The following is a 21,601-nucleotide window of genomic DNA, read 5'->3' on the forward strand; positions in this document are numbered from 1 at the left end:
CGCACGCTGGCCGCATGGGTGCGAAGGTCAGTGTGATCGTCAATGTCCACAACCCGGGTGACACCGCGGACGCGTGCATCCGCTCCGCGCTGGAGCAGACGCTGCCCGCCGCCGACTACGAAGTGATCTTCGTGGACGACGGCTCCACGGACGGCATCGGGGAACGGCTGGACACCATCGCCGATCTCCGCGAGAACGTCCGGGTGCTGCATCTGCCGCACACCGGGTCGCCTTCTCGCGGCCGCAACATGGGCATGGCCGCGGCGGAGGGCGATTACGTCTACTTCCTCGACCAGACCGACCGGCTGGCGCGCGACGCGCTGGCCCGCATGCACGAGCGCGCGGTCGAGACCGACGCCGACGTGCTGATCGGGCGGCTGGCCCGCGACTACGGCCCGCCGATGGTGGCGTTCGAGCGCAGCAGCGCCCGCGCCGACATCCTGCGCGAGCGCCTGATGACGCTGCTCGTCCCGCAGCAGCTCTACCGCCGGGCCTTCCTGGAGGAGCACGAGCTGGGCTTCGGGATGCCCGGCGGCCGGCTGGCCGAGCAGGCGTTCGTCATGCGGGCCTACCTCGCGGCCAAGGTGATCGCCGTCCTGGCCGAGGAGGTCTGCTGCCAGCTCGGGCCGCGGCCCGAGGCGCCCGAGGAGGACCCCCGGGTGATCGTGGCCGGGCTGAACACGCTGCTCACCGACATCGACACCTACGTCGGCGCCGGCCGCCAGCGCGACCGCATGTACGCCTACTGGTTCCGCTCAGCGGTGCTCAGGCCGCTGCTGACCGCCAGGTTCGCCGACTCCTCCGTGGACCGCGGCATGCACTTCCGGGTCGTCCAGGAGCTCGTCGGCGAGCGTTTCCCCGAGCGCGTCGACCGCTACCTGCCGGTCCAGCTCCGGGCGGTGGCCGCGTTCGTCCGGCGCGGACGCCTGGACCAGATCGTCATGTTCGCCAACTCCACCCGGCGCGCGGGCCTGCGCGCCGAGCTCACCGAGATGCGCTGGGACGCCCACATCCTGGTGCTCGGCCTGACCGTGGAGGTCATGTCCGGCGACGGCCTGCCCGACCGCTACCGGGTGGACGGCGAGCGCCTGCACTGGATCCCGCCGCGCTCGGTCGACACCAAGCTGCTGTCCGACGACGTCACCGACATCACGGCCGACGTCGAGCGGGCCCGCATCGACGTCTACGTCCGGCACAGCACGACCGGCGTGGTGCACTTCCTGCCGGTCACCCAGCACGTCGAGCGTTCCCCCGACGGCCGCCGCCGGGTCCGCGTGCAGATCAGGGGCGAGGCCCGCCTGGACGTCACCAGCGCGGCCATGGGCCAGCCGCTCAGCCCCGGGCAGTGGGAGGTGCACGTCCGCATGTTCAGCGGCGCCAACCAGGCCAGGAGCCGGGTCGGCCGGGCCGAGGGGCCGCTCAACTGCCTGGGCGTGCTGGCCCAGCGGCCCAGGATGCGGCTGGTGGTGCCGTGCTGGTCGGACAAGGGGGAGCTGGGCCTGGCCGTCGAGCCGCGCTCGTTCTCGGAGTCGATCGCGCTGGTGTCGCCGGGGGTGACCGTCCGCCAGCTCGACGGCCACGTGTACGTCGTGCTGCCGGTCCCGTACGTGCCGCCGAGCGGCGGGCCGCCCCTGGAGCTGGTGCTGCGCAGCACCGGCCGCCGGGAACGCGAGGTGTGCGCGCCCGCGCTGGTCGAGGCCGGCGTGCCGGGCAAGCTCGCCGGCCAGCTCGTCGCCAAGATCCCGGTCAAGCGGCACCTGCCGAGCGAGGAGCAGCTCGGGCCGGGCGCCTGGCTGTCGTCGCTGCGCTCGTCCGACGAGGAGATCGGGCTGCGGTTCGGCCTCCAGGTGCGCCGCGGCCGGGTCGAGACGCGCCCGGCCGTCGCGGTGGACCCCCAGCGGCGCTCGCCCATGGGCCGGGACACCGCGCTCCACCGCCTCGGCAGGCGCCTGCCCGGGGCGCGGCACATCGTGCGCTGGGCGCGCGCGGGCAGGCATCGCTACCTCAAGGAGTGACCCAGTCCTCCAGCTCCTGGAAGGCGTCCCTGAAGGCCGGGAGCATGGGCCTGAGCCGGTCGGGATAGACGTCGACGAGGCTGTCGAGGTGGTTGCCGCCCTCGATCCGGTGGTAGCGGAACGGGCGGTGCGGGCCGACCATCCTGGCGTAGACGTCGGAGTCGCGGGAGATCGGCAGCAGCGAGTCGAGCGTCCCGTGGATCGTGATCAGCGGCTTGGTGATCCTGCCGGTCAGCCCGATCCTGGCCATCGCGGCGTACGGCCGGCGCGCGTCGTAGTCGTAGTCGGCCGCCGCGCCCGTGTACGACGGGTCCAGCTCCTTCTGGTAGAGCTGCTGGGTGAGCTCCCAGTAGTACTGCCGGTGGAAGGGCCACAGGAACTCCGACCCCGGCGCGAACCCGGCCGCCCGCACGCCCGCCTCGTCCGGGTACGCCTTCAGCGCGGGCGGCAGGAAGTTCAGCAGGTTGTCGCCCTTGACCCGGAAGAGCGTGCCCTCCCAGTCCACGCCGCCGTCGTAGAGCCAGGCGCGGTTCTCCAGCTGCCACCTGACCAGGTAGCCGCCGTTGGACAGGCCGGCCATGAACGTACGGGCCGGCGGGCGGCCGTACCGCTGCCTGACCACGGACCTGGCGGCCACGGTGAGCTGGGTGACGCGGTCGTTCCACTCGGCGATGGCGTCGCCGGGGCGGCGGCCGTCCTCGTGGAAGGCCAGGCCCACGTTGCCCTTGTCGGTGGCGGCGAACGCGTAGCCCTTGGACAGCACCCAGTCGGAGATCGTGTAGTCGTTGGCGTACTGCTCCCGGTTGCCCGGCGTGCCGCTGACGACCAGGCCGCCGTTCCACCGGTCGGGCAGCCTGATCACGAACTGGGAGTCGTGGTTCCAGCCGTGCGTGGCGTTGCCGGTGGAGGTGTCGGGGAAGTAGCCGTCGAGCTGGGTGCCGGGCACGCCGGTCGGGTTGACCGTGGCCTTGGAGTGCAGGCCGGCCCAGTCGGCCGGGTCGGTGTGGCCGGTCAGTGCGGTGCCGGCCGTGGTCAGGTCGTCGAGGGTGGCGCTGATCAGCTTCTCCGCGCCGGGCACGGTCAGGCCGTCCGCGGCCGGACCGTCCGCGGCGGGCGCGGTGAGCAGGCTCGCGACCAGGGTCAGGGCGAGGAGCATCAGACCTCCTCCAGGTGCTCGGCCAGCAGGCGGGCGAACTCGGCGGGCCGTTCCAGATGGGGGCTGTGGCCGCAGTCGTCCAGCACGACCTCGCGGTAGCGGCCGTAGCGGTCGAGGACCGCCCTGGTCTGGGTCACCATCGGCTGGGCCGGGGTGCCAGGGGAGCCGGGCACGACGCCGATCGCGCCCAGGTGGGCCAGGTCGAACAGCGAGGTGTCGGAGACGATCACGTCGTCGGCGCCCCTGATCCACAGGACGGGCGGCCTGGGGCCGATCTCGTGCAGGTCGTCCAGGCGGAAGTGGGTGGGGGCGCACGCGTTGAGCACGCCGTGCTTGCCGGGGGCCACGCCGGGCCAGGCGGGGGAGCCGGCGGCGTCGCCCGGGTAGTTGGCCTCGCCCACGCGGGTGGTGAGCATGGACCGCAGGTAGAAGTCCTCGTCGGGGATCCGCGGGTGCTTGACGTAGCCGGTGCGGAGCACGTTGCGGGGGGACGTCGGTGATTCGTCGGACATGTCGCCCGCCTTGAGCCGGGCCACGAAGTCCGGGTTCGCCGCTCCGGCGCCCGACCCCGCGCCGTCGGGGTGGGTGAGCGTGCCGTCCGGGCCCTCGGTGCCGCCGAAGCCGTACGGGGAGATCGGGTTGACCAGCGTGACGCTCCTGACCAGCGCCGGACGGTCGCGCAGGAGCTGCAGGACGACGCCGCCGCCGAGGCTCCAGCCGACCAGGTGCACGCCGTCCAGCCCGAGCGCCTCGACCAGCTCGGCCAGGTCGTCGGACCAGTCGCGCAGGCCCCTGGTGGCGTCCACCGGCTCGGGGTCGGTGTCGCCGAAGCCGCGCAGGTCGGGGGCGAGCGGGCGGTAGCGGGCGGGCAGCGCGGCCATGCTGTCGCGCCAGAAGGCGCCGGAGGAGACGTTGCCGTGCACGAACAGCACGGGCTCGCCGGACGTCCGGCCCTCGACGGTCAGGAAGTGCTGCGTGAGGCGGGGGGTGGTGACCTTCATCGCGCGTGGATCCTCTCGGCCAGGTCGCGTCCCTGGGTCTCGCGGGCGGTGTAGACGGCGACCAGCGTGAGCACCGCTGCCAGGCCAAGGTAGACGGAGATGGGCACGCTGCTGGAGTAGCTCTTGAGCAGCGCCACCGCGATCAGCGGGGCCAGCGCGCCGGCCACGATCGCCGAGAGCTGGGCGCCGATCGACACGCCGGTGTAGCGCGTCCTGGTGCCGAACAGCTCGGAGAAGAAGGCCGCCTGCGGGCCGTACATCATGCCGTGGAAGAGCAGGCCGACGGTGACCGCGAGGGTGATCGCCAGAAAGTTGCCGGTGTCCACCAGCGGGAAGAAGGCGAAGATCCACACGCCGATCCCGGCGGCCCCGGCCAGGTAGACCGGACGGCGGCCGACCCGGTCCGACAACGCGCCCCACATCGGGATCGTGACGAAGTGGATCGCCGAGGCGAGCAGCACCGCGTTCAGCACAGTCGAGTTGTCGATCTTGGCGTTCTTCGCGTACGTGATGACGAACACCGTCAACAGGTAGAACGAGATGTTCTCGGCCAGACGGGCGCCGATGGCGGTGAGCACGTCCTTCCAGTGGCGCCGCAGCACGCCCACGATCGGCGCGGTCGGCTCCGGCTCGGCCTGCTGGAACACCGGCGACTCGGTGATCGTCAGCCGGATCCACAGGCCGACCATCACCAGCACCCCCGACAGCAGGAACGGGATCCGCCAGCCCCACGACAGGAACGCCTCGTCGGACTGCCAGGCGGCCAGCACCGCCAGCACGCCCGTGGCCAGCAGGTTCCCGCCGGGCGCGCCCGCCTGCGGCCAGGAGGCCCAGAACCCGCGGCGGTCCGTGTCGCCGTGCTCGGACACGATCAGCACCGCGCCGCCCCACTCGCCGCCGAGCGCGAAGCCCTGCACGAGCCGCAGCGCGGTCAGCAGCAGCGCCGCCGACGAGCCGAGCGTGGCGTACGTCGGCAGGCAGCCGATCAGGAACGTGGCGGCGCCCATCATCAGCAGGCTGACCACCAGCAGGGTCTTGCGGCCCACCCGGTCGCCGAAGTGGCCGAAGACCAGGCCGCCGAGCGGGCGGGCGACGAATCCGACGGCGTAGGTGAGGAACGACAGCAGCGTGCCGGTCAGCGGATCGGACTCGGGGAAGAAGAGTTTGTTGAACACGAGAGCGGCTGCCGAGCCGTACAGGAAGAAGTCGTACCACTCGATGGTGGTGCCGATCAGGCTCGCGGCGACGATCCTCTTGATGGAAGTGGCCATGCCGGTCACGGTAAGGAGTGACCGGCGTCACTTATATGGGGCCGGGACCCACAGTCTGCGGGGAGGATGTGTGGCCGAGCCGGTGCAGGCGGAGGGCGAGCTGGATCTCCAGCGCGCGCTCGGGCTCAAGCCAGCCGTCGCCCAGCAGCTTGCCGATCCGGTCGAGGCGCTGGGTGACGGTGTTGACGTGGATGTGCATGGCCTCGGCCGTACGGGAGGGTGAGCCGCCCGTGCCGAAGTAGGCCGACAGGGTGTCGGTGAGCGCGGTGCCGCGGCGGGCGTCGTAGTCGATCACCGCGCCGACCACGCGGCCGACGAAGCCGCGCACGTCGCGGCCGTCGCCCACGAGCAGCCCGACGAAGCCCAGCTCGGCGGGGCTCGCGCCGTCGCCGGCCCGGCCGAGCGCGAGCAGCGCCTCGGCGCACCGCCGCGCCTCCTGGTAGGCCTCCGCGACGTCCCGCGCTCGGTCGGTTGCGCCTCCTCCCGAGCCGCCCGGCGGGCCGCCGGGTGAGGCTTCGGGGAGGCGGGCCGGGGAGGCGCCCGCCGTCGCCGGGCTGTGCAGGGACGCGCTCAGCTCGGCCGCCACCCGCTGGGCGAGACCGCCCGCGTCCACGCCCGGCAGCAGCAGCACCACCTCGTCGCCGCGCCCCGCCGCCAGCCCGTGCCGGACCGTGGCGTGCGAGGAGGCCCAGAACGCCGCCCGCTCCCGCTGGCCGCCGTGCCTGGCCACCACCACGACGTGCGGCGCCCGCAGGTCCACGCCGAGCCGCCGGGCCCGGTCGGCCAGGCCGGGCGAGTCCGGCCGCGAGATCAGGTCCTCCAGCAGCTCGCCCCTGACCCGGCCCTCGGCCTCGGCCACGCTCCGCCTGAACAGCAGCAGCAGCGCGCACACCAGCGCAGCGCGCTCCAGGATGCGCTCGTCGGCGTCGTCGCTGCGCAGGACGAGCGTGCACAACGGCTCGCCGCCGACGTCCACCGACGCGATCAGCTGGTCGCCCCTGCGCACGGTACGCCCCAGCGCCCTGGACGCCTGCGCCGCCTCGAACACCCCGGCGTCCAGCTCGCCCACGTCGCCCGTGATCGGGCGGCCCAGGTCGTCGAGCACGGCCAGCGACCCGCCGAGCACCTCGGTCACCACGGCGGCGACGTCCTCGATGCCGCCGCCCCGCAGCACCAGCGAGGTCATCCGGTCGTGGGCCAGCGCGGCCCGCTCGACGGCCTCGCCGTGCGCCCTGGCGGTGCGGTGGGCCTGGGAGAGCTCCTCCAGGGCGTTCCTGGTCTCCTGGAGCAGCCGGGCGTTGTCGATGGCGACGGCGGCGTGCGCGGCCAGGCTCGCCAGCAGCGAGACCTCCTCCTGGTGGAAGGGCCTGGCGCTGCGGTTGGCCGCCATCAGCACGCCGATCACCCGCTGGCCCAGCCGCAGCGGCACCCCCAGGATCGCGACCAGGCCCTCCTCCTTGACGGCCACGTCGATGTGGTCCTTGTGCCGGAACCTGGCGTCGGCGAAGTAGTCGGCGGTCGCGTACGGGGTGGCCGTCTGCGCGACCAGCCCGCCCAGCCCGGCGCCCATGGCCAGCCTGAGCGCCCGGAACTTGGCCGAGATCGACCCGTCGGTGACCCGCATGTACGTGTCGCCCTGCTCGGGGTCGTGCAACGTCATGTACGCGATGTCGGTCGCCAGCAACTGCCTGGCCCGGTGGACGATGGCTTCGAGCACGGCGTCGAGGTCGCGCAGCGCGGCCAGGTCGCCGGCGGTGTCGTAGAGCGCCGACAGCTCGGCCTCCCGCCTGGCCCGCCGCCTGAGCAGCGCCCTGACCTTCAGCGCCTCGACCTTGGCCTGCTCCAGCTCCTCGATCGTGGCCGGATCGGCGCCCTGCGCCCTGGCCTCCACGATCGGCCCCTCGAACTCGACCGCCGACGCCTCCCGCGCCAACAACTCCAAGAAACGCGTGCTCATGGCCTCACTCCGTGAGGCGGGCTCGGTCGCCAGATGCCGGTGGCTTCCCCCGCTCTGGTCGCTGCGCTCCCGCCGCCTGCTTTTGATGGCCGCACTTCGTGCGGCGGGCTCGGTCGCCAGATGCCGGTGGCTTCCTCCGCTCTGGTCGCTGCGCTCCCGCCGCCTGCTTTTGATGGCCGCACTTCGTGCGGCGGGCTCGGTCGCCAGATGCCGGTGGCTTCCCCCGCTCTGGTCGCTGCGCTCCCGCCGCTCCTCCAGCCACCGGCACTCCCTCGCCTGCTCATGGCCTCACTCCGTGAGGCGGGCTCGGTCGCCAGATGCCGGTGGCTTCCTCCGCTCTGGTCGCTGCGCTCCCGCCGCTCCTCCAGCCACCGGCACTCCCTCGCGTGCTCACTAATGGGCCGTCCAGCCGCCGTCTACGGGGAGGGAGGTGCCGGTGATGAAGGAGCCGTGCGGGCCGCAGAGGTAGGCGACCAGTTCGGCGACCTCCTCGGGCTCGATGAGCCGCTTGATCGCGGCCGGCTGGAGCATGACGGTCGAGACGACCTCGTCGTTGCCGATGCCGTGCACCCGGGCCTGGTCGTCGATCTGGGCCTCGACCAGCGCCGTGCGCACGTACGCCGGGCACACGCAGTTGGACGTCACCCCGTGCGCCGCCCCCTCCAGCGCGACGACCTTGGAGAACCCCTCCAGCGCGTGCTTGGCCGTCGTGTACGCCGACTTGTACGGCGAGGCCCGCAACCCGTGCACCGACGACATGTTCACGAACCGCCCCCACCCCCGCGCGTACATGCCGGGCAGCACCCGCCGCGCGATCAGGAACGGCGCCTCCACCATCACCCGCATCATGGTGGAGAACACCTCCGGCGGGAAGTCCTCGACCGGCGCCACGTGCTGGAACCCGGCGTTGTTCACCACGATGTCCACCGGCTCGTCGGGCAGCGACGCCGCGAAGGCCGGATCGCTCAGATCGGCCACCACCGCGACCCCGCCGACCTCCGCGGCCACCTTCCCGGCCGCCTCGCCCTGCCTGTCGACCACCAGGACCTTGGCCCCCGCGGCGGCCAGACGCCGGGCGCAGGCGGCGCCGATGCCGGCCCCAGCCCCCGTCACCAGCGCGGTCCGCCCAGTCAGCTCCTTCGCCATACCCCGAACCCTAGGCGCTCGCCGCGCCGGGACGCATGGGTGCAACCGACATAGATCCGAGCCGACCTATGTGGATCACCCCTCCGCCGGCGGCCGGGTCATGGACAGCACGTCGAGGGCGGCGTCGAGCTGCTCCTCGGTCAGGGTGCCGTCGGCGACGTGGCCGCGTTCGACGACGACCTCCCTGATGGTCTTGCGCTCGGCCAGCGCCTGCTTGGCTATCTTGGCCGCCTCCTCGTAGCCGACGTGCCTGTTGAGCGGGGTGACGATCGAGGGGGAGGACTCGGCGTACTCGCGCAGGCGCTCGACGTTGGCGGTGATGCCGGCCACGCAGCGGTCGGCCAGCAGCCTGGACACGTTCGCCAGCAGCCTGATCGACTCCAGGATGTTGCGGGCGATGACCGGGAGCTGGACGTTCAGCTCGAAGCTGCCCGACGCCCCGGCGAAGGTGATCGCCGCGTCGTTGCCGATGACCTGCGCCGCGACCATGGCCGTGGCCTCCGGGATCACCGGGTTGACCTTGCCGGGCATGATGGACGAGCCCGGCTGGAGGTCCGGCAGGTTGATCTCGCCGAGGCCGGCGCGCGGGCCCGAGCCCATCCAGCGCAGGTCGTTCGCGATCTTGTTGAGCGACACGGCCACCACCTTGAGCTGCCCGGACAGCTCCACGATGGAGTCCTGGGCGCTCTGGGCCTCGAAGTGGTCGGCGGCCTCGCGGAAGGGGATGCCGGTCGCCTCGGCCAGCTTCTCGATCGCCCGCCGCGCGAAGCCGGGCGGCGTGTTGATGCCCGTGCCGACCGCCGTCCCGCCCAGGGGCAGTTCCAGTACGTGGTTCAGCGCCGTGCGCACGCGGGTGCCGCCGTGGTCGATCTGGGCGGCGTACCCGCCGAACTCCTGGCCGAGGGTCACCGGCGTGGCGTCCATCAGGTGGGTCCGGCCCGACTTGACCACCTGCGCGAACTCGGCCTCCTTGGCGTGCAGCGTCTCGGCCAGGTGGGTGAGCGAGGGCAGCAGGTGGAAGGTCACCTCGATCGCGGCCGCCACGTGGATCGAGGTCGGGAAGACGTCGTTGGACGACTGGGAGGCGTTCACGTGGTCGTTGGGGTGCACGGGCCGTCCCAGCCGCTCCTCGGCCAGCGTCGCGATCACCTCGTTGGCGTTCATGTTGGACGAGGTGCCGGAGCCGGTCTGGAAGACGTCGATGGGGAAGTGGGCGTCGTGCTCGTTGTCGGCGACGTCCGCGGCGGCCTGCGCGACGGCCTCGGCCAGGTCTTTGTCGATCACGCCCAGCTCGCCGTTGACCTCGGCGGCGACCGCCTTGATCAGGCCGAGCGCGGCGATGTGGGACGGTTCGAGCGGCCGTCCCGACACCGGGAAGTTCTCCACCGCCCGCTGCGTCTGGGCCCGCCACCGCGCTCCCGCCGGCACCCGGACCTCGCCCATCGAGTCATGTTCGATCCTGAACTCGCTCATGACTCCAGTCTGTCCCACGGCCGGGCGATCAGTCCGGGGGCGGCCCGCCCCGGCCCGCCCCGGCCGGGGACGGGCCGTCGTACCGGAGAACGGCACGCTCAGCTGGAGATGAGCGCCACGATGAGGACGGCGATCACCACCGCGGCGGCCGCCGCCACGGCCATGAGCACGAGCATGCCGTTGCGGTTGCCCGCCTGCGGCTTCTCGGGCGGGCCTGCGATGGCGAACAGGTCGGTCCCGAGGCCCTGGCCCTGGTGCGGGCCGGCGGCGGGCGGCACCGGCTGCCCCGGCCGACCCTGTCCGGGCCCGCCCGGCACCGGGCCGCCCTGCTGCGGACCGGCCTGCTGCGGGCCACCCTGTCCCGGGCCCTGCTGTCCCGGGCCCTGCTGTCCGGGACCCTGCTGTCCTGGGCCCTGCTGCCGCGCGGCGTGCGGCGGCTGCTGGGCCGGCGGGTAGACCTGCTGGCCGGGGGAGCCGCTCCTCGGCGTGGCGATGTGCCTGGTCGTGACGGTCCCCTCGTCGTCGGGGCGCTGCGGCGGACGGCCGCCGCCCTGCTCGGGCCCCGGCGGGAACGGCCCCTTGGGGCGCATGACGCTGACGGTCCGGTCGGGGTCGAAGCCGCCCTCGAAGCCCTCGTCGCCGGCGTCGCCCGCCTGCGGCGGTCGGCCGGGTGCGGTGCTCTGGGGCATCGTCGGCGCTCCCAGCGGGCTCCTGGCGGGCTCCTGCGGCCCGGACGGCACGGGCCCGGCCCCCTGAGCCCCGGACGGCCCCTGAGGCCCGGACGGCCGCCCACCGGCGGGACGCGCAGGCTGCGGGCCCGAGCCGGGCGGTGTGCCTGAGCCGGGCTGCGGGCCCGCGACGGGCGGCGCGCCCGCCCCGTACGCCTCCTGAGCCCCTGCAGGGCGCCCCTGAGAGCCGGCGGGACGCCGTGGGCCGGAGTCGGTGAAGGGGTCGGGCAACGCGGCCTCCTGGGCCATCAGGGCTTCCGCCGTGAGCGCCGGCATCTCGCTCGTGGGCGTGTCGGCGACCATCCGCATGAGGGTCTCCGCCTTGGCGGCGCTGAGCCGCTGCCGGTAGTCCTTGTTGAGCAGCCCGTTCAGCACCGGCCGCAGCCGCCCGGCCTGCGTGGGCGGGTCGGCGCTCTCGCTGAGCAGCGCCGCCAGCGTCTCGGCGATCGTGGCCCGCTCGTACGCCGGCCGCCCCTCGACCGCGAAGTACAGCGTCGCGCCCAGCGACCAGATGTCGGACTCGGGCCCGGTGTACTCGCCCCTGGCGCGTTCCGGGGCCGTGTACCCGGGCGAGCCGATCACCATGCCCGTCTTGGTGAGCCGCGAGTCGCCCTCGGCCTTGGCGATGCCGAAGTCCGTCAGGACCACGCGGCCGCTCTCGGTGATGAGCACGTTGCCCGGCTTGACGTCGCGGTGCGTGATGCCCTGGGAGTGCGCGGCGCGCAGCGCGCCGAGCAGGTCGACGCCGATCTCGGCCACGAGCCGCGGCGGCAGCGGGCCCTCCTCCTCGATCACCTGCTCCAGGGAGCGCGCCTCGATGAGCTCCATGATGATCCAGGGGCTGTCGTCCTGGATGAGCACGTCGTGGATGGCGGCGACGGACGGGTGGTTGATCCGCGAGGCGATGCGGCCCTCGCGGACCATGCGCTCGCGTAGCTCGGCCCGCTGGTCCTCGGTGAGCCCCTGGTCCTGGCGGATCTCTTTGACCGCCACCTCGCGCCCGAGCGCGCGGTCGCGGGCGCGCCACACGGTCCCCATCGTGCCCCGGCCGAGCGGGGCGATGAGCTCGTAGCGCTCCGCGAGCAGGCGTGTCTGCTGTTCCGGCATGAGAAGAAGATATCGATTCTCGCTTGGGAAGTGCTTTACCCTCGCTTGCGAAGTTCTCTTGGCCAGAACCGCCGAGGAAGGAACAACTTTATCACCGCAGCCTTGAAACGGACATAAGTGGACGGACTGGGACGCGGTTCGACCCGCTTGCGGTGGACGCCCTCACCCGGCCTGCGCTCCTGGCGCGGCGGCGGGACCGACAGCGCGGCGGCGGTGGCCTCCGCCCTGTGCAGCCCGCGGTGCGCGGGCCTGCGCGCGAAAGGGGGCGAGGCGACCACGGGAACCGGGCGTACGGGCCGGCGCGGGGCCAGCGGCTCCTCCGCCGAGCCGCCCGCGGCCACCCGGGCCAGCATGAGCGAGGCGCGCACGGAGTCGAGCCGGGTCTGTGGATCGATCCTGAGCAGCGCGTCGAGCACGGGGGCCAGCGGGCCCGCCTTGCTCATCGGGATCGGCTCGCCACTGGTCAGCGCGGCCAGCGCGGCGGCGGCCGTACGGCGGCCGTGCAGCCCGCGGCCCTCGACGGCGGTGTAGAGCGTCGCGCCGAGCGACCACAGGTCGCCCGCGGGGCTGGCCTTGGAGCCGAGAACCCGCTCGGGGGCGATGTAGCCGGCCGAGCCGAGCACGATGCCGGCCTGGGTGATGGAGACGTCCCCTTCGAGCGCGGCCAGGCCGAAGTCGGTGAGCACCGCGCGGTCCTCGGTCACCAGGACGTTGCTGGGCTTCACGTCGCGGTGGAGGATGCCCTTGGCGTGGACGGCCCGCAGCGCGCCGAGGATCTGCCGGCCGATCTCGGCGGCCCGGCGCGGATGGAGCGGTCCGTGCTCCTGGATGAGCTGCTCCAGGGACCTGGCCCGGAGCAGCTCCATCACGATCCAGGGACGGTCGTCCTCGGTCACGACGTCGAAGACGGTGATGACCGACGGATGGGCCACCATCGCCGTCGCCCTGCCCTCGCGCTCGGTGCGGGCGCACAACTCCGCGCGCAGCTCCTCGTCGAGGACGGTGGGCAGCCGTACTTCCTTCACCGCCACGTCGCGGTCGAGCAACTCGTCATGCGCCCGCCAAACGGTGCCCATGCCGCCGCGACCAACCGGCTCCACAAGCCGATAGCGCGCGGCGAGAAGGTAACCGGAGGGCGCACGCATGCCAGGCAGCTTACCTATTTGTGTAAACCGACCAGTAGAGGCGGGGCCGATAAATTGTTGCGAACTTAAGTCAACCCGCCTGACTCGTTACGTCAGCGAACCTCCGGGCCACATCTGCCCAGTTGACGAGGCCCCACAGTTTCTCGACGTAGTCCGGACGCACGTTGCGGTACTGCAGATAGTAAGCGTGCTCCCACGCGTCGAACACGAGAAGCGGCGTGGTGTTCATTCCGACGTTGCCGTGGTGGTCGTAGATCTGCTCGACCACCAGCCGGCGGCTCAGCGGCTCCCAGGCCAGCACGCCCCACCCCGAGCCCTGGACCGACGCCGTGGCCGTGGTGAGCTGCTTCTGGAACGCCTCGAACGTGCCGAAATGCTCGTCGATGGCGGCCCTGAGCGCGCCGTCGGGGCGGTCGCCGCCGTCGGGGGAGAGGTTCTCCCAGAAGATCGAGTGCAGGACATGGCCTGACAGGTTGAAGGCGAAGGTCTTCTCCAGGCCCACCAGGCCCGCGAAGTCGCCGCCGTCGCGGGCCTCGGCCAGGCGGTCGAGCGTGTCGTTGGCCCCCTTGACGTAGGCCGCGTGGTGCTTGGCGTGGTGCAGCTCCAGGATCTCGCCGGTGATGGCGGGCTCCAGCGCGCCGTAGTCGTACGGCATGTCGGGAAGGGTGTAGTCCCCCATGGGTCCGTCCTCTCGAAGTAGATCTCTGGAGGACACTATTGCAAGTAGTTCGCAAGTGCATCAGACTTGCGACCTAGGTCTCGCCTTGGCATCGTGGCGAGAGTCAGTTGGGTCCAGTTTGTGCGCGGACGGCATAAGCCGTCCGCGCACAAGCGTCCTGTGGGGATTCTTTGGGGTGGGAATTACCCAGGTCAGGGCGCTGTTGTACCTGTTTGTACGCGACGGCAGGGCAGCCGTGTCGAGGCGCCCCCGCAGATCTGTCGTCATCAACCATCGCAGGATTCACACCTGTGACCCGCCGTGCCTCATGCGCGGACGGTGAGCAAAGGAGCACCCCCCGATGGCAAAGCACGCCATGATGACCACGTCCCACATCGCCAAGCTCGCTCTCGGCGCGACCATCGCCGCGAGCGCCCTCGGCGCCACCGCCGCCGTCAGCGCCGCGACCGCGGGCCGGACCGATGCCCAGACCGCCGCGCAGCAGTCGGCCGCGCAGGGTTCGGCCCAGGGCCGGGTGAACGTCACCGCCGCCCAGGTGCTGGCCACGGCCCGCGCCCAGGTCGGCACGTCCGAGGACGCCAACGGCGGCGGCACCAAGTTCCAGAAGTGGTACGCCGACTCCCAGCGCGCCGCCGAGACCGTCGCCCGCGACGGCGGCAGCCGCCAGGACTACCTGAACGCCGCCTGGTGCTCGATGTTCGTCTCCTGGGTCGGCGAGCAGACCGGCGCCCGCCCGCAGGTCGGCTGGGACGCCTACACCGTGACCCACGCCAAGTGGTTCGCCGCCAACGACCGCTGGGGCACCGAGGCCAAGCCGGGCGCCGTCGTCTTCTTCTCCTGGAGCGGCAGCAAGAGCCTGAGCGACATCCAGCACGTCGGCTTCGTCGTCAAGGACAACGGCGACGGCACGATCTCCACGATCGAGGGCAACACCGGCAACGGCAAGGTCGAGGAGCGCGTCCGCCCGACTTCGCAGGTCGTCGGCTACGGTTACCCGTCCTACGCCGCCTGACACGTCGACACAGCGCGCATTCCTGCCCGGGATGCGCGCTTTGTTGTATTACCGCACGTCACAGCGACTGTGACGCTCGGCACACCCCTCTCCCCGATAAATGTGCATGATGCCTAGTAGGGCACTTTCCGGCGTACGGCAGGCTGATTGACAGGAACCATGGCACGCCGTCAGCAAGATGTAAGGGTGCCGAAAGGGGACGGGGGCATGGTTAGGACATGAGACCAGGCGAGAACCCGCGAGCGACGGAAACTGTCGGTGCCGGCCCTGAGACTGGGTAGGACGCCGACGTCCCACCACTGACGACAGAAGTTGAAGGACGTGATGGAGATGCGCCAGACACAGGTTCGCCGCCGGCCGAGGAAGCCGGTCGGCGCCACCCTGGACCTTCGCACGCCGTCGGGGCGACAGTTGCCCTTTTGAACATCAGGAAGCAGGAGCGCCATCTGAGAGGTGCGCGATGATGTGCAGTCACTTTCCCGTATGCCCCAGTGCGGACTCGCCCGACCGTGAGCGTTCGCACGTGATCTCGGCCCATCCCGACCAGGGCTGGAGCCTCCTCTGCAACGGCGTGGTGCTGTTCGAGGACACGGGTCTGCTCCTGCCTGACGGCAGCGTCGTCGCCCCCCACCGAGCCCCCGTCGCGGCCTGAGACGCCCGAGGGCAACCCCCCGTCGTCCGGTGCCGAGGGGCTTCGACCGCCCGCCCGGCACCCTTCGACGCGCTCGGGCCCTACCTGCGCCCGATGCTCAGCACCGGCCCGGTGCGGTCGGTGAAGAAGTCCTCACCCTTGTCGTCGACGACGATGAAGGCGGGGAAGTCCTCGACCTCGATCTTCCACACCGCCTCCATGCCCAGCTCGGGGTATTCGAGCACCTCCACCTTCCTGATGCAGTCCTGGGCCAGCCGGGCCGCCGGGCCGCCGATGGAGCCCAGGTAGAAGCCGCCGAACTTCTGGCACGCCTCGGTGACCTGCTTGGACCTGTTGCCCTTGGCCAGCATGACCATCGAGCCGCCCGCCGCCTGGAACCGCTCGACGTAGGAGTCCATCCGGCCGGCCGTGGTGGGGCCGAACGAGCCGGAGGCGTAACCCTCGGGCGTCTTGGCCGGGCCGGCGTAGTAGACCGCGTGGTCCTTGAGGTACTGCGGCATCTCGCCGCCGTTGTCGAGCAGCTCGGCGATCTTGGCGTGCGCGATGTCGCGGGCGACGACGAGCGGGCCGGTGAGGGAGAGCCGCGTCTTGACGGGGTACTTCGTCAGCTCGGCCAGGATCTCCGGCATCGGCCTGTTGAGGTCGATGCGGACGACGTCGTCGGACAGGTGCTCGTCGGTGGTCTCCGGCAGGAAGCGGGCCGGGTCGGTCTCCAGCTTCTCCAGGAACACGCCCTCGGCCGTGATCTTGGCCAGCGCCTGGCGGTCGGCCGAGCACGACACCGCGATGGCCACCGGGCAGGACGCGCCGTGCCGGGGCAGGCGGATCACCCGCACGTCGTGGCAGAAGTACTTGCCGCCGAACTGGGCGCCGATGCCGAGCTTCTGCGTCAGCTCGAAGACCTTGGCCTCCAGCTCCAGGTCGCGGAAGCCGTGCCCGGAGGGCGAGCCCTCGGTGGGGATGGAGTCGAGGTAGCGGGCGCTGGCGTACTTGGCGGTCTTGAGCGCGAACTCGGCGGAGGTGCCGCCCACCACCACGGCCAGGTGGTACGGCGGGCAGGCCGCGGTGCCCAGCGAGCGGATCTTCTCCTCCAGGAAGGCCAGCATGCGCTTCTCGTTGAGCACCGCCTTGGTCTCCTGGTAGAGGAACGACTTGTTGGCCGAGCCGCCGCCCTTGGCCATGAACAGCAGCTTGTACTCGTCGGCGTGGCCGTGGGGGTCCTCGGCGTAGAGCTCGATCTGGGCGGGCAGGTTGTTGCCGGTGTTCTTCTCCTCCCACATGGTCAGCGGGGCCATCTGGGAGTAGCGCAGGTTGAGCTTGGTGTAGGCGTCGTACACGCCCTCGGAGATGTGCTCGGCGTCGCGGCCGTCGGTCAGCACGTGGCGGCCGCGCTTGCCCATGACGATGGCCGTGCCGGTGTCCTGGCACATCGGCAGCACGCCGCCGGCCGAGATCGAGGCGTTCTTCAGCAGGTCGAGGGCGACGAACCGGTCGTTCCCGCTGGACTCGGGGTCATCGACGATCTTGCGCAGCTGCGCCAGGTGCGACGTGCGCAGGAAGTGGGAGATGTCGTGGACCGCGGTCTCGGTGAGCAGCCGCAGGGCCTCGGGGTCGACCTCCAGGAACGTACGCCCGGCCGCTTCGACCTTCCGCACCCCCTCCGACGTGATCAGCCGATACTCGGTCTCATCGGCGCCCAGGGGAAGCAGATCGGTGTAGTCGAAGTCCATGTCCATAGAGGGTACGCCCCCCGTCAGGTGGTCATCCCGGGGCCGGCACGGGCTCCGGCGAGCGCCGCGCGGTGAGCCCCACCAGGATGCCGACGATCACCAGACCGGCCCCCGCCAGGTCGTAGACGCTCGGCGTCGCGATGCCGAGCACGAGCCCCGTCACGATCGCGCCGACCGGGATGAGCCCGGCGAACAGCCCGGCCGTCCCGGGGCCGAGCCTGGGCAGCGAGGTGTACCAGAGGAAGAACGCCACGACCGTGACCACGACCGCCAGGTACGCGAATCCCAGCGCCTCGGCCGCGGTCGGCGTCCTGAACATGGCGGAGCCCTCCTGCACCAGGCCGACCACGGCCAGCATGGGCACGGCCAGCGCCGTCGAGTACGCCGACACCCGGATCGCCCCCAGCTTCGGCAGCAGCGGGATGGCCAGCATGGAGAAGCTCACCTCGCCCACCAGCGCCCCGAGCGCCCACAGCAGGCCGGTCGGGTTCCCGCTGCCCAGCCCGGTCGCCAGCGTCGCGCCGGCCACCACCACCGACGCCCCCACCAGCAGGCGCGGCGCCGGACGCCCGCCCGCCAGCGCCAGCGCCAGCGGCACGGTGCCGAGGACGGTGCCCACGAGCGCCGGCCCCGAGGCCCGGGTGGACTCGACGACGCAGACGTTGAAGACCACCAGCCCGAGCAGGGTGAGCCCGCCCAGGTACAGGGTCTCGCGCCCGGTCAGCCGGACGAACCGCAGGCCGAGCGCCCTGGTGACGACCAGCAGGATGACCGCCGCGGCGAGGTAGCGCACGGCCTGGCCGCCGTACACGGGGTAGGAGCCGATCAGGCCGGACACTCCGGCCAGGGTGCCCACCAGGAACATGGCGGTGGCGGCTCCGGCGATTCCGTTTCTCATGTGCAGGATCGTAGGGAGACAATGGTTCGGGCAAACAGTCCAATGGGCCGCTATATGACAGGACCAATATGGCCGACCTGCACATCCACATAGATCGGGACGCGGGAGGGATCGCCGGGCAGATCGCGGCCGAGCTGCGCGACGGCGTGCGCCTCGGGCGGCTCGCGCCCGGCACCCGCCTGCCCGCCACCCGCGACCTCGCCGCCGACCTCCAGGTCTCCAGGGGCGTGGTGGTGGAGGCGTACGAGCAGCTCGTGGCCGAGGGGTTCCTGGTCTCGCGGGTGGGGGCCGGGACGGAGGTGGCGCCGCTGGGGGCCGTCCGGTCCGCCCGTCCCCGGCCGGTGGCCGACGGGGGCGCCTGCGGGCCGTACCGGGGGCATCGGGCCACGTCCCCCGACCTGGGGCACTTCCCCCGGGAGCGGTGGTCGTCGGCCGTACGGCACGTCCTGGCCACCGTGCCGTCCGACGCGCTCGACTACGGCGACCCCGGCGGCGTCCCGGAGCTGCGCGAGGAGCTGGCCGGTTACCTGCGGCGGGTCAGGGCGGCCGACGTGCATCCCGACAATCTGGTCGTCGTGGGCGGCGTGGCCCAGGGGCTGAGCCTGGCGCTGCACGTCCTGGCCCGGCGCGGCGGCCTGCGCCTGATCGTCGAGGACCCCACCAGCCGCCGCCAGGTGCCGCTGCTGGAACGGGCCGGGGCCCGCCTGGTGCCGGTGCCCGTGGGCTGCGAGGGCCTGGTCACCGGCGCCATGGAGGGCGACGCGGCGCTGGTCACGCCCGCACACCAGTATCCGACGGGCGTCGTGCTCTCCCCGGCCAGGCGGGCCGCGCTCATGGAATGGGCCTGCGCGGGCGACCGGACGATCCTGGAGGACGACTACGACGCCGAGTTCCGCTACGACCGCGACCCGGTCGGCTGCCTCCAGGGCCTGGCGCCCGACCGGGTGATCCTGACCGGCAGCGTCAGCAAGTCGCTCGCGCCCGGCCTCCGGCTCGGCTGGGTCGTCGCCCCCGCCCATCTGGCCGAGGCGATCGGCCGCGCCCGCAGCGAGCTCGACCTGGGCTCCCCGGTCATCGAGCAGTACGCGCTGGCCCACTTCCTGCGCACCGGCGGCTACGACAAACACCTGCGGCGCATGCGCAGGGAGTACCGCCGCCGCCGGGACGCCCTGGTCAGGGCGCTGGCCGAGGAGCTGCCGGAGATCCGCGTCCGGGGCATCCAGGCCGGGCTGCACGTCTACCTCGACCTGCCGGACGGCTGGGACGAGCTGCGGGTCGTCCGCGCGGCCGAGGAGGTCGGCCTGGCCGCCGAGCCGGTCGCGCCGATGCGGTTCTCGTCCGGGCCGCCGGCGGTCGTGGTCGGGTTCGCCCGGCTGCCGGTGCATCAGGCGGCGGAGGCCGTCCAGGGCTTAAAAGTCCGAATGTCTGGACATATCATGGACTGAGGCGGAAAGCGGCACTGGAGGCGGTATGCGGGTGGGACTGCTGGGCCTGGGCCGGATCGGCGCGCTCCACGCCGCGAACCTGGCCGCGCACCCCCTGGTGGACGAGCTGATCGTGGCCGACCCGGTCAGGACCTCGCCGTACGGCAGGCCGGGGGATCCGTTCGAGGCCGACGCCGTGGTCATCGCCACGCCGACGAGCACGCACGCCGAGCTGCTGATCCGGGCCTGCGAGCTGGGCGTCCCCGTCCTGTGCGAGAAGCCGGTGGCGGGCACGGTCGCCGAGACGGTCAGGGTGCTGGCGGCGAGCGCGGGCCGGCGGGTGTGGGTCGGGTTCCAGCGCAGGTTCGACCCCGGTCACCGGGCCGCCCGCGCCGCGCTGCGGGCCGGCGAGCTGGGGGAGCTGCACCGCGTCCACCTGGTGACGGCCGATCCGGCGCCGCCGCCCGCCGCGTACGTCCCGCTGTCCGGCGGCCTCTTCCGCGACTGCCACATCCACGACTTCGACGCCCTGCGCTGGGTGACCGGGCGCGAGGTCGTCTCCGTGCACGCCGTCGGCGCGAACCGGGGCGCGGCGTTCTTCAGGGAGGCCGGCGACGTGGACAACAGCGCCGCGCTGCTCACCCTCGACGACGGCACGCTGGCCACCCTCCAGGGCTCCCGCTACAACGGCGCCGGCTACGACGTGCGCATGGAGCTGGCGGGCACGAAGGGCACCCAGGTGGCCGGGCTCGGCCCGCGCGCCCCGCTGCGCAGCGCCGAGGGCCTGCAGCCGCCCGGCCCGCCCTGGCCCGACTTCGCCGCCAGGTTCGGCCCCGCCTACGCGGCCGAGATCGACGCCTTCCTGCGCGGCGGCGAGGGCCTGTGCCCGGTCGAGGACGCCCTGGCCGCCCTGTACGTCGCCGAGGCCGCCGACCTGTCGCTGCGCGAGTCGCGTCCCGTCCAGGTGGCCGAGGTGCGCGGCTGAGGAGGCGTGCGGATCACGCCCGCGCGGCGGCCCGCCCGGGCGCGAAGCCCGGCGCCAGCGCGATGATCACGCCGGCCAGCAGCAGCGGCGCGACGAACGCCACCCGCCAGTCCGTGGCGTCGGCGATGCCGCCGATCAGCGCGGCGCCCACGATGAAGCCCACGTAGTTGAAGAGGTTCACCCGGGCGATGGCCACCCCGGTGCCCGCCGGGTCCAGCTTGCCCGCCGCCGAGAACGACTGCGGCGCGACCACCGACAGCCCCAGCCCGGTCAGCCCGAACGCGACGATCGCCAGCGGCTGGTTCGGGGCCACCACGACGCCGAGGAAGCCCAGCGTGGCCAGCGCGCCGCCGAGCCGGACGATGGCGGCCGGGCCGTAGCGGCGGACCGCGACGTCGCCGCCGAGCCGCACGGCCAGCGTCGCGCCCTGGTAGACGCTGTAGGCCAGCTTCGCCACGCTGTCCTGGGCCAGCAGGGCCTTGCCCATGAAGACGGTCGCGAAGTTCGACACCGCCGCGTCGCCGATGTAGAGGAAGCCCATGGCCAGGCAGAGCGGGATGATCGGCCGCCAGGGGAACTTGCCGGTCGCGGCCTCGACGACGTTCTCGACCTTCTCCTCGGCGATCGTATACAGCTTCGGCCCGGCGTAGATCGAGCCGGCCACCGCCAGGACCATGGGGATCGCCATCGTGACGGCCAGCGAGACCAGGCCGGCCATGAACACCGCCCACAGCGCCCCCGCCAGGCTGAGCACGCTCCACACGCTGTGGAAGCCGTTCAGCACGGCGGTGCCGTACCGGCGTTCGACGGCCACGCCCTGCATGTTCATGCCCGCGTCCACCGCGCCGACCGCCAGGCCGAACAGCAGCAGCGCGGGGACGGCCAGCGGCACCGAGGGCGCGAGGCCGGTGAGCACCACGGCGAGCGCCACCGCGGGCTGCGCGACCCGCAGCAGCAGCTTGCTGCCGTACCGGGCGGCGAACGTGCCCGCGCCGACGCTGCCCACGCCGGCGAAGACGGGCACGATCAGCAGCAGGAGCGTGAGCGCCCCGTCGGTGAGCTCCAGCTCGGCCTGGAGGCTGGCCACCTGGACGAGCAGGGTGGCGAAGGAGAGGCCCTGCACGCCGTACACGACGTACGTGGCGGCACGGGCCTGGCGATCACGCGGGGACGGCACGACGGCCTCCTGATCGGGGGGGAATCAAACGTGAGGCGGAGTCAG

General features: G+C 72.4%; 17 protein-coding genes. 5 read left to right on the top strand and 12 right to left on the bottom strand.

The annotated features are described in order from the left end of the window. Positions 1-14: 14 nt before the first annotated feature. Positions 15-2,015 (top strand): glycosyltransferase family 2 protein, encoded by a 2,001-nt coding sequence (locus ACIBST_RS31285; protein WP_397176878.1) that lies wholly within the window; start codon positions 15-17, stop codon positions 2,013-2,015. On the opposite strand, the gene ACIBST_RS31290 is transcribed toward ACIBST_RS31285, so the two are convergent. From ACIBST_RS31290 to ACIBST_RS31330, 9 genes are all read right to left on the bottom strand, one after another. Next, positions 2,005-3,171: an alpha/beta hydrolase family protein gene (locus ACIBST_RS31290; protein WP_397176880.1), complete on the bottom strand. Its 1,167-nt coding sequence runs from the start codon at positions 3,169-3,171 to the stop codon at positions 2,005-2,007. The genes ACIBST_RS31285 and ACIBST_RS31290 overlap by 11 nt on opposite strands. Further along, positions 3,171-4,172, bottom strand: coding sequence for an alpha/beta fold hydrolase (locus ACIBST_RS31295; protein WP_397176882.1), 1,002 nt, complete (start codon positions 4,170-4,172; stop codon positions 3,171-3,173). The genes ACIBST_RS31290 and ACIBST_RS31295 overlap by 1 nt, the downstream gene beginning before the upstream one ends. After that, a complete protein-coding gene (locus ACIBST_RS31300) occupies positions 4,169-5,443 on the bottom strand; it encodes an MFS transporter (RefSeq protein WP_397176884.1) in 1,275 nt (424 codons plus the stop codon). The genes ACIBST_RS31295 and ACIBST_RS31300 overlap by 4 nt, the downstream gene beginning before the upstream one ends. Before the next feature lie 31 nt (positions 5,444-5,474). Further along, positions 5,475-7,400 (bottom strand): helix-turn-helix domain-containing protein, encoded by a 1,926-nt coding sequence (locus ACIBST_RS31305; RefSeq protein ID WP_397176885.1) that lies wholly within the window; start codon positions 7,398-7,400, stop codon positions 5,475-5,477. A gap of 393 nt (positions 7,401-7,793) precedes the next feature. Next, positions 7,794-8,546, bottom strand: a complete 753-nt coding sequence (locus ACIBST_RS31310) for a 3-hydroxybutyrate dehydrogenase (RefSeq protein WP_397176887.1) — start codon at positions 8,544-8,546, stop codon at positions 7,794-7,796. A 75-nt stretch (positions 8,547-8,621) separates the two neighbouring features. Next, positions 8,622-10,019 (bottom strand): class II fumarate hydratase, encoded by a 1,398-nt coding sequence (locus ACIBST_RS31315; protein ID WP_397176889.1) that lies wholly within the window; start codon positions 10,017-10,019, stop codon positions 8,622-8,624. Between the two features lie 98 nt (positions 10,020-10,117). Continuing rightward, complete coding sequence (locus ACIBST_RS31320; protein ID WP_397176891.1) at positions 10,118-11,854, bottom strand: protein kinase; 1,737 nt, start codon at positions 11,852-11,854, stop codon at positions 10,118-10,120. A 35-nt stretch (positions 11,855-11,889) separates the two neighbouring features. After that, entirely contained in the window at positions 11,890-12,999 is a 1,110-nt protein-coding gene (locus tag ACIBST_RS31325; RefSeq protein WP_397176893.1) for a serine/threonine-protein kinase, read from the bottom strand. A 70-nt stretch (positions 13,000-13,069) separates the two neighbouring features. Continuing rightward, positions 13,070-13,678: a superoxide dismutase gene (locus ACIBST_RS31330; protein WP_352330694.1), complete on the bottom strand. Its 609-nt coding sequence runs from the start codon at positions 13,676-13,678 to the stop codon at positions 13,070-13,072. A gap of 340 nt (positions 13,679-14,018) precedes the next feature. Between ACIBST_RS31330 and ACIBST_RS31335 the strand changes: the two genes are divergently transcribed. Further along, complete coding sequence (locus tag ACIBST_RS31335; RefSeq protein ID WP_397176895.1) at positions 14,019-14,690, top strand: CHAP domain-containing protein; 672 nt, start codon at positions 14,019-14,021, stop codon at positions 14,688-14,690. 463 nt (positions 14,691-15,153) lie between these two features. Then, positions 15,154-15,342 (top strand): DUF5999 family protein, encoded by a 189-nt coding sequence (locus ACIBST_RS31340; protein WP_352327892.1) that lies wholly within the window; start codon positions 15,154-15,156, stop codon positions 15,340-15,342. Between the two features lie 80 nt (positions 15,343-15,422). On the opposite strand, the gene ACIBST_RS31345 is transcribed toward ACIBST_RS31340, so the two are convergent. Together ACIBST_RS31345 and ACIBST_RS31350 are read right to left on the bottom strand one after the other, a co-directional pair. After that, positions 15,423-17,072 (bottom strand): fumarate hydratase, encoded by a 1,650-nt coding sequence (locus ACIBST_RS31345; RefSeq protein WP_397176897.1) that lies wholly within the window; start codon positions 17,070-17,072, stop codon positions 15,423-15,425. A gap of 31 nt (positions 17,073-17,103) precedes the next feature. After that, positions 17,104-17,970, bottom strand: coding sequence for a DMT family transporter (locus ACIBST_RS31350; RefSeq protein ID WP_397176898.1), 867 nt, complete (start codon positions 17,968-17,970; stop codon positions 17,104-17,106). A gap of 68 nt (positions 17,971-18,038) precedes the next feature. Between ACIBST_RS31350 and ACIBST_RS31355 the strand changes: the two genes are divergently transcribed. Next, positions 18,039-19,415 carry a PLP-dependent aminotransferase family protein gene (locus ACIBST_RS31355; RefSeq protein WP_397176900.1) on the top strand — a complete coding sequence of 459 codons (1,377 nt, stop codon included), beginning with the start codon at positions 18,039-18,041 and terminating at the stop codon, positions 19,413-19,415. A gap of 25 nt (positions 19,416-19,440) precedes the next feature. Further along, positions 19,441-20,379: a Gfo/Idh/MocA family oxidoreductase gene (locus tag ACIBST_RS31360; protein ID WP_397176901.1), complete on the top strand. Its 939-nt coding sequence runs from the start codon at positions 19,441-19,443 to the stop codon at positions 20,377-20,379. Positions 20,380-20,392: 13 nt separating this feature from the next. Here the strand turns inward: ACIBST_RS31360 and ACIBST_RS31365 are convergent, their stop codons facing one another. Then, positions 20,393-21,556, bottom strand: coding sequence for an MFS transporter (locus ACIBST_RS31365; RefSeq protein WP_397176902.1), 1,164 nt, complete (start codon positions 21,554-21,556; stop codon positions 20,393-20,395). Between the last annotated feature and the right edge of the window lie 45 nt (positions 21,557-21,601).

Origin of the sequence: Nonomuraea sp. NPDC049684 (genome assembly GCF_044465345.1) — a bacterium.
In the GTDB taxonomy this organism is placed as follows: domain Bacteria; phylum Actinomycetota; class Actinomycetes; order Streptosporangiales; family Streptosporangiaceae; genus Nonomuraea.

Bases quoted from the DNA above. Each gene is read 5' to 3' on its own strand.
- ACIBST_RS31315 (WP_397176889.1), bottom strand. From the start codon at position 10,019: ATGAGCGAGTTCAGGATCGAACATGACTCGATGGGCGAGGTCCGGGTG.
- ACIBST_RS31335 (WP_397176895.1), top strand. From the start codon at position 14,019: ATGGCAAAGCACGCCATGATGACCACGTCCCACATCGCCAAGCTCGCT.
- ACIBST_RS31330 (WP_352330694.1), bottom strand. From the start codon at position 13,678: ATGGGGGACTACACCCTTCCCGACATGCCGTACGACTACGGCGCGCTG.
- ACIBST_RS31310 (WP_397176887.1), bottom strand. From the start codon at position 8,546: ATGGCGAAGGAGCTGACTGGGCGGACCGCGCTGGTGACGGGGGCTGGG.
- ACIBST_RS31320 (WP_397176891.1), bottom strand. From the start codon at position 11,854: ATGCCGGAACAGCAGACACGCCTGCTCGCGGAGCGCTACGAGCTCATC.
- ACIBST_RS31350 (WP_397176898.1), bottom strand. From the start codon at position 17,970: ATGAGAAACGGAATCGCCGGAGCCGCCACCGCCATGTTCCTGGTGGGC.
- ACIBST_RS31340 (WP_352327892.1), top strand. From the start codon at position 15,154: ATGTGCAGTCACTTTCCCGTATGCCCCAGTGCGGACTCGCCCGACCGT.
- ACIBST_RS31285 (WP_397176878.1), top strand. From the start codon at position 15: ATGGGTGCGAAGGTCAGTGTGATCGTCAATGTCCACAACCCGGGTGAC.
- ACIBST_RS31300 (WP_397176884.1), bottom strand. From the start codon at position 5,443: ATGGCCACTTCCATCAAGAGGATCGTCGCCGCGAGCCTGATCGGCACC.
- ACIBST_RS31325 (WP_397176893.1), bottom strand. From the start codon at position 12,999: ATGCGTGCGCCCTCCGGTTACCTTCTCGCCGCGCGCTATCGGCTTGTG.
- ACIBST_RS31305 (WP_397176885.1), bottom strand. From the start codon at position 7,400: ATGAGCACGCGTTTCTTGGAGTTGTTGGCGCGGGAGGCGTCGGCGGTC.
- ACIBST_RS31345 (WP_397176897.1), bottom strand. From the start codon at position 17,072: ATGGACTTCGACTACACCGATCTGCTTCCCCTGGGCGCCGATGAGACC.
- ACIBST_RS31360 (WP_397176901.1), top strand. From the start codon at position 19,441: ATGCGGGTGGGACTGCTGGGCCTGGGCCGGATCGGCGCGCTCCACGCC.
- ACIBST_RS31355 (WP_397176900.1), top strand. From the start codon at position 18,039: ATGGCCGACCTGCACATCCACATAGATCGGGACGCGGGAGGGATCGCC.
- ACIBST_RS31290 (WP_397176880.1), bottom strand. From the start codon at position 3,171: ATGCTCCTCGCCCTGACCCTGGTCGCGAGCCTGCTCACCGCGCCCGCC.
- ACIBST_RS31295 (WP_397176882.1), bottom strand. From the start codon at position 4,172: ATGAAGGTCACCACCCCCCGCCTCACGCAGCACTTCCTGACCGTCGAG.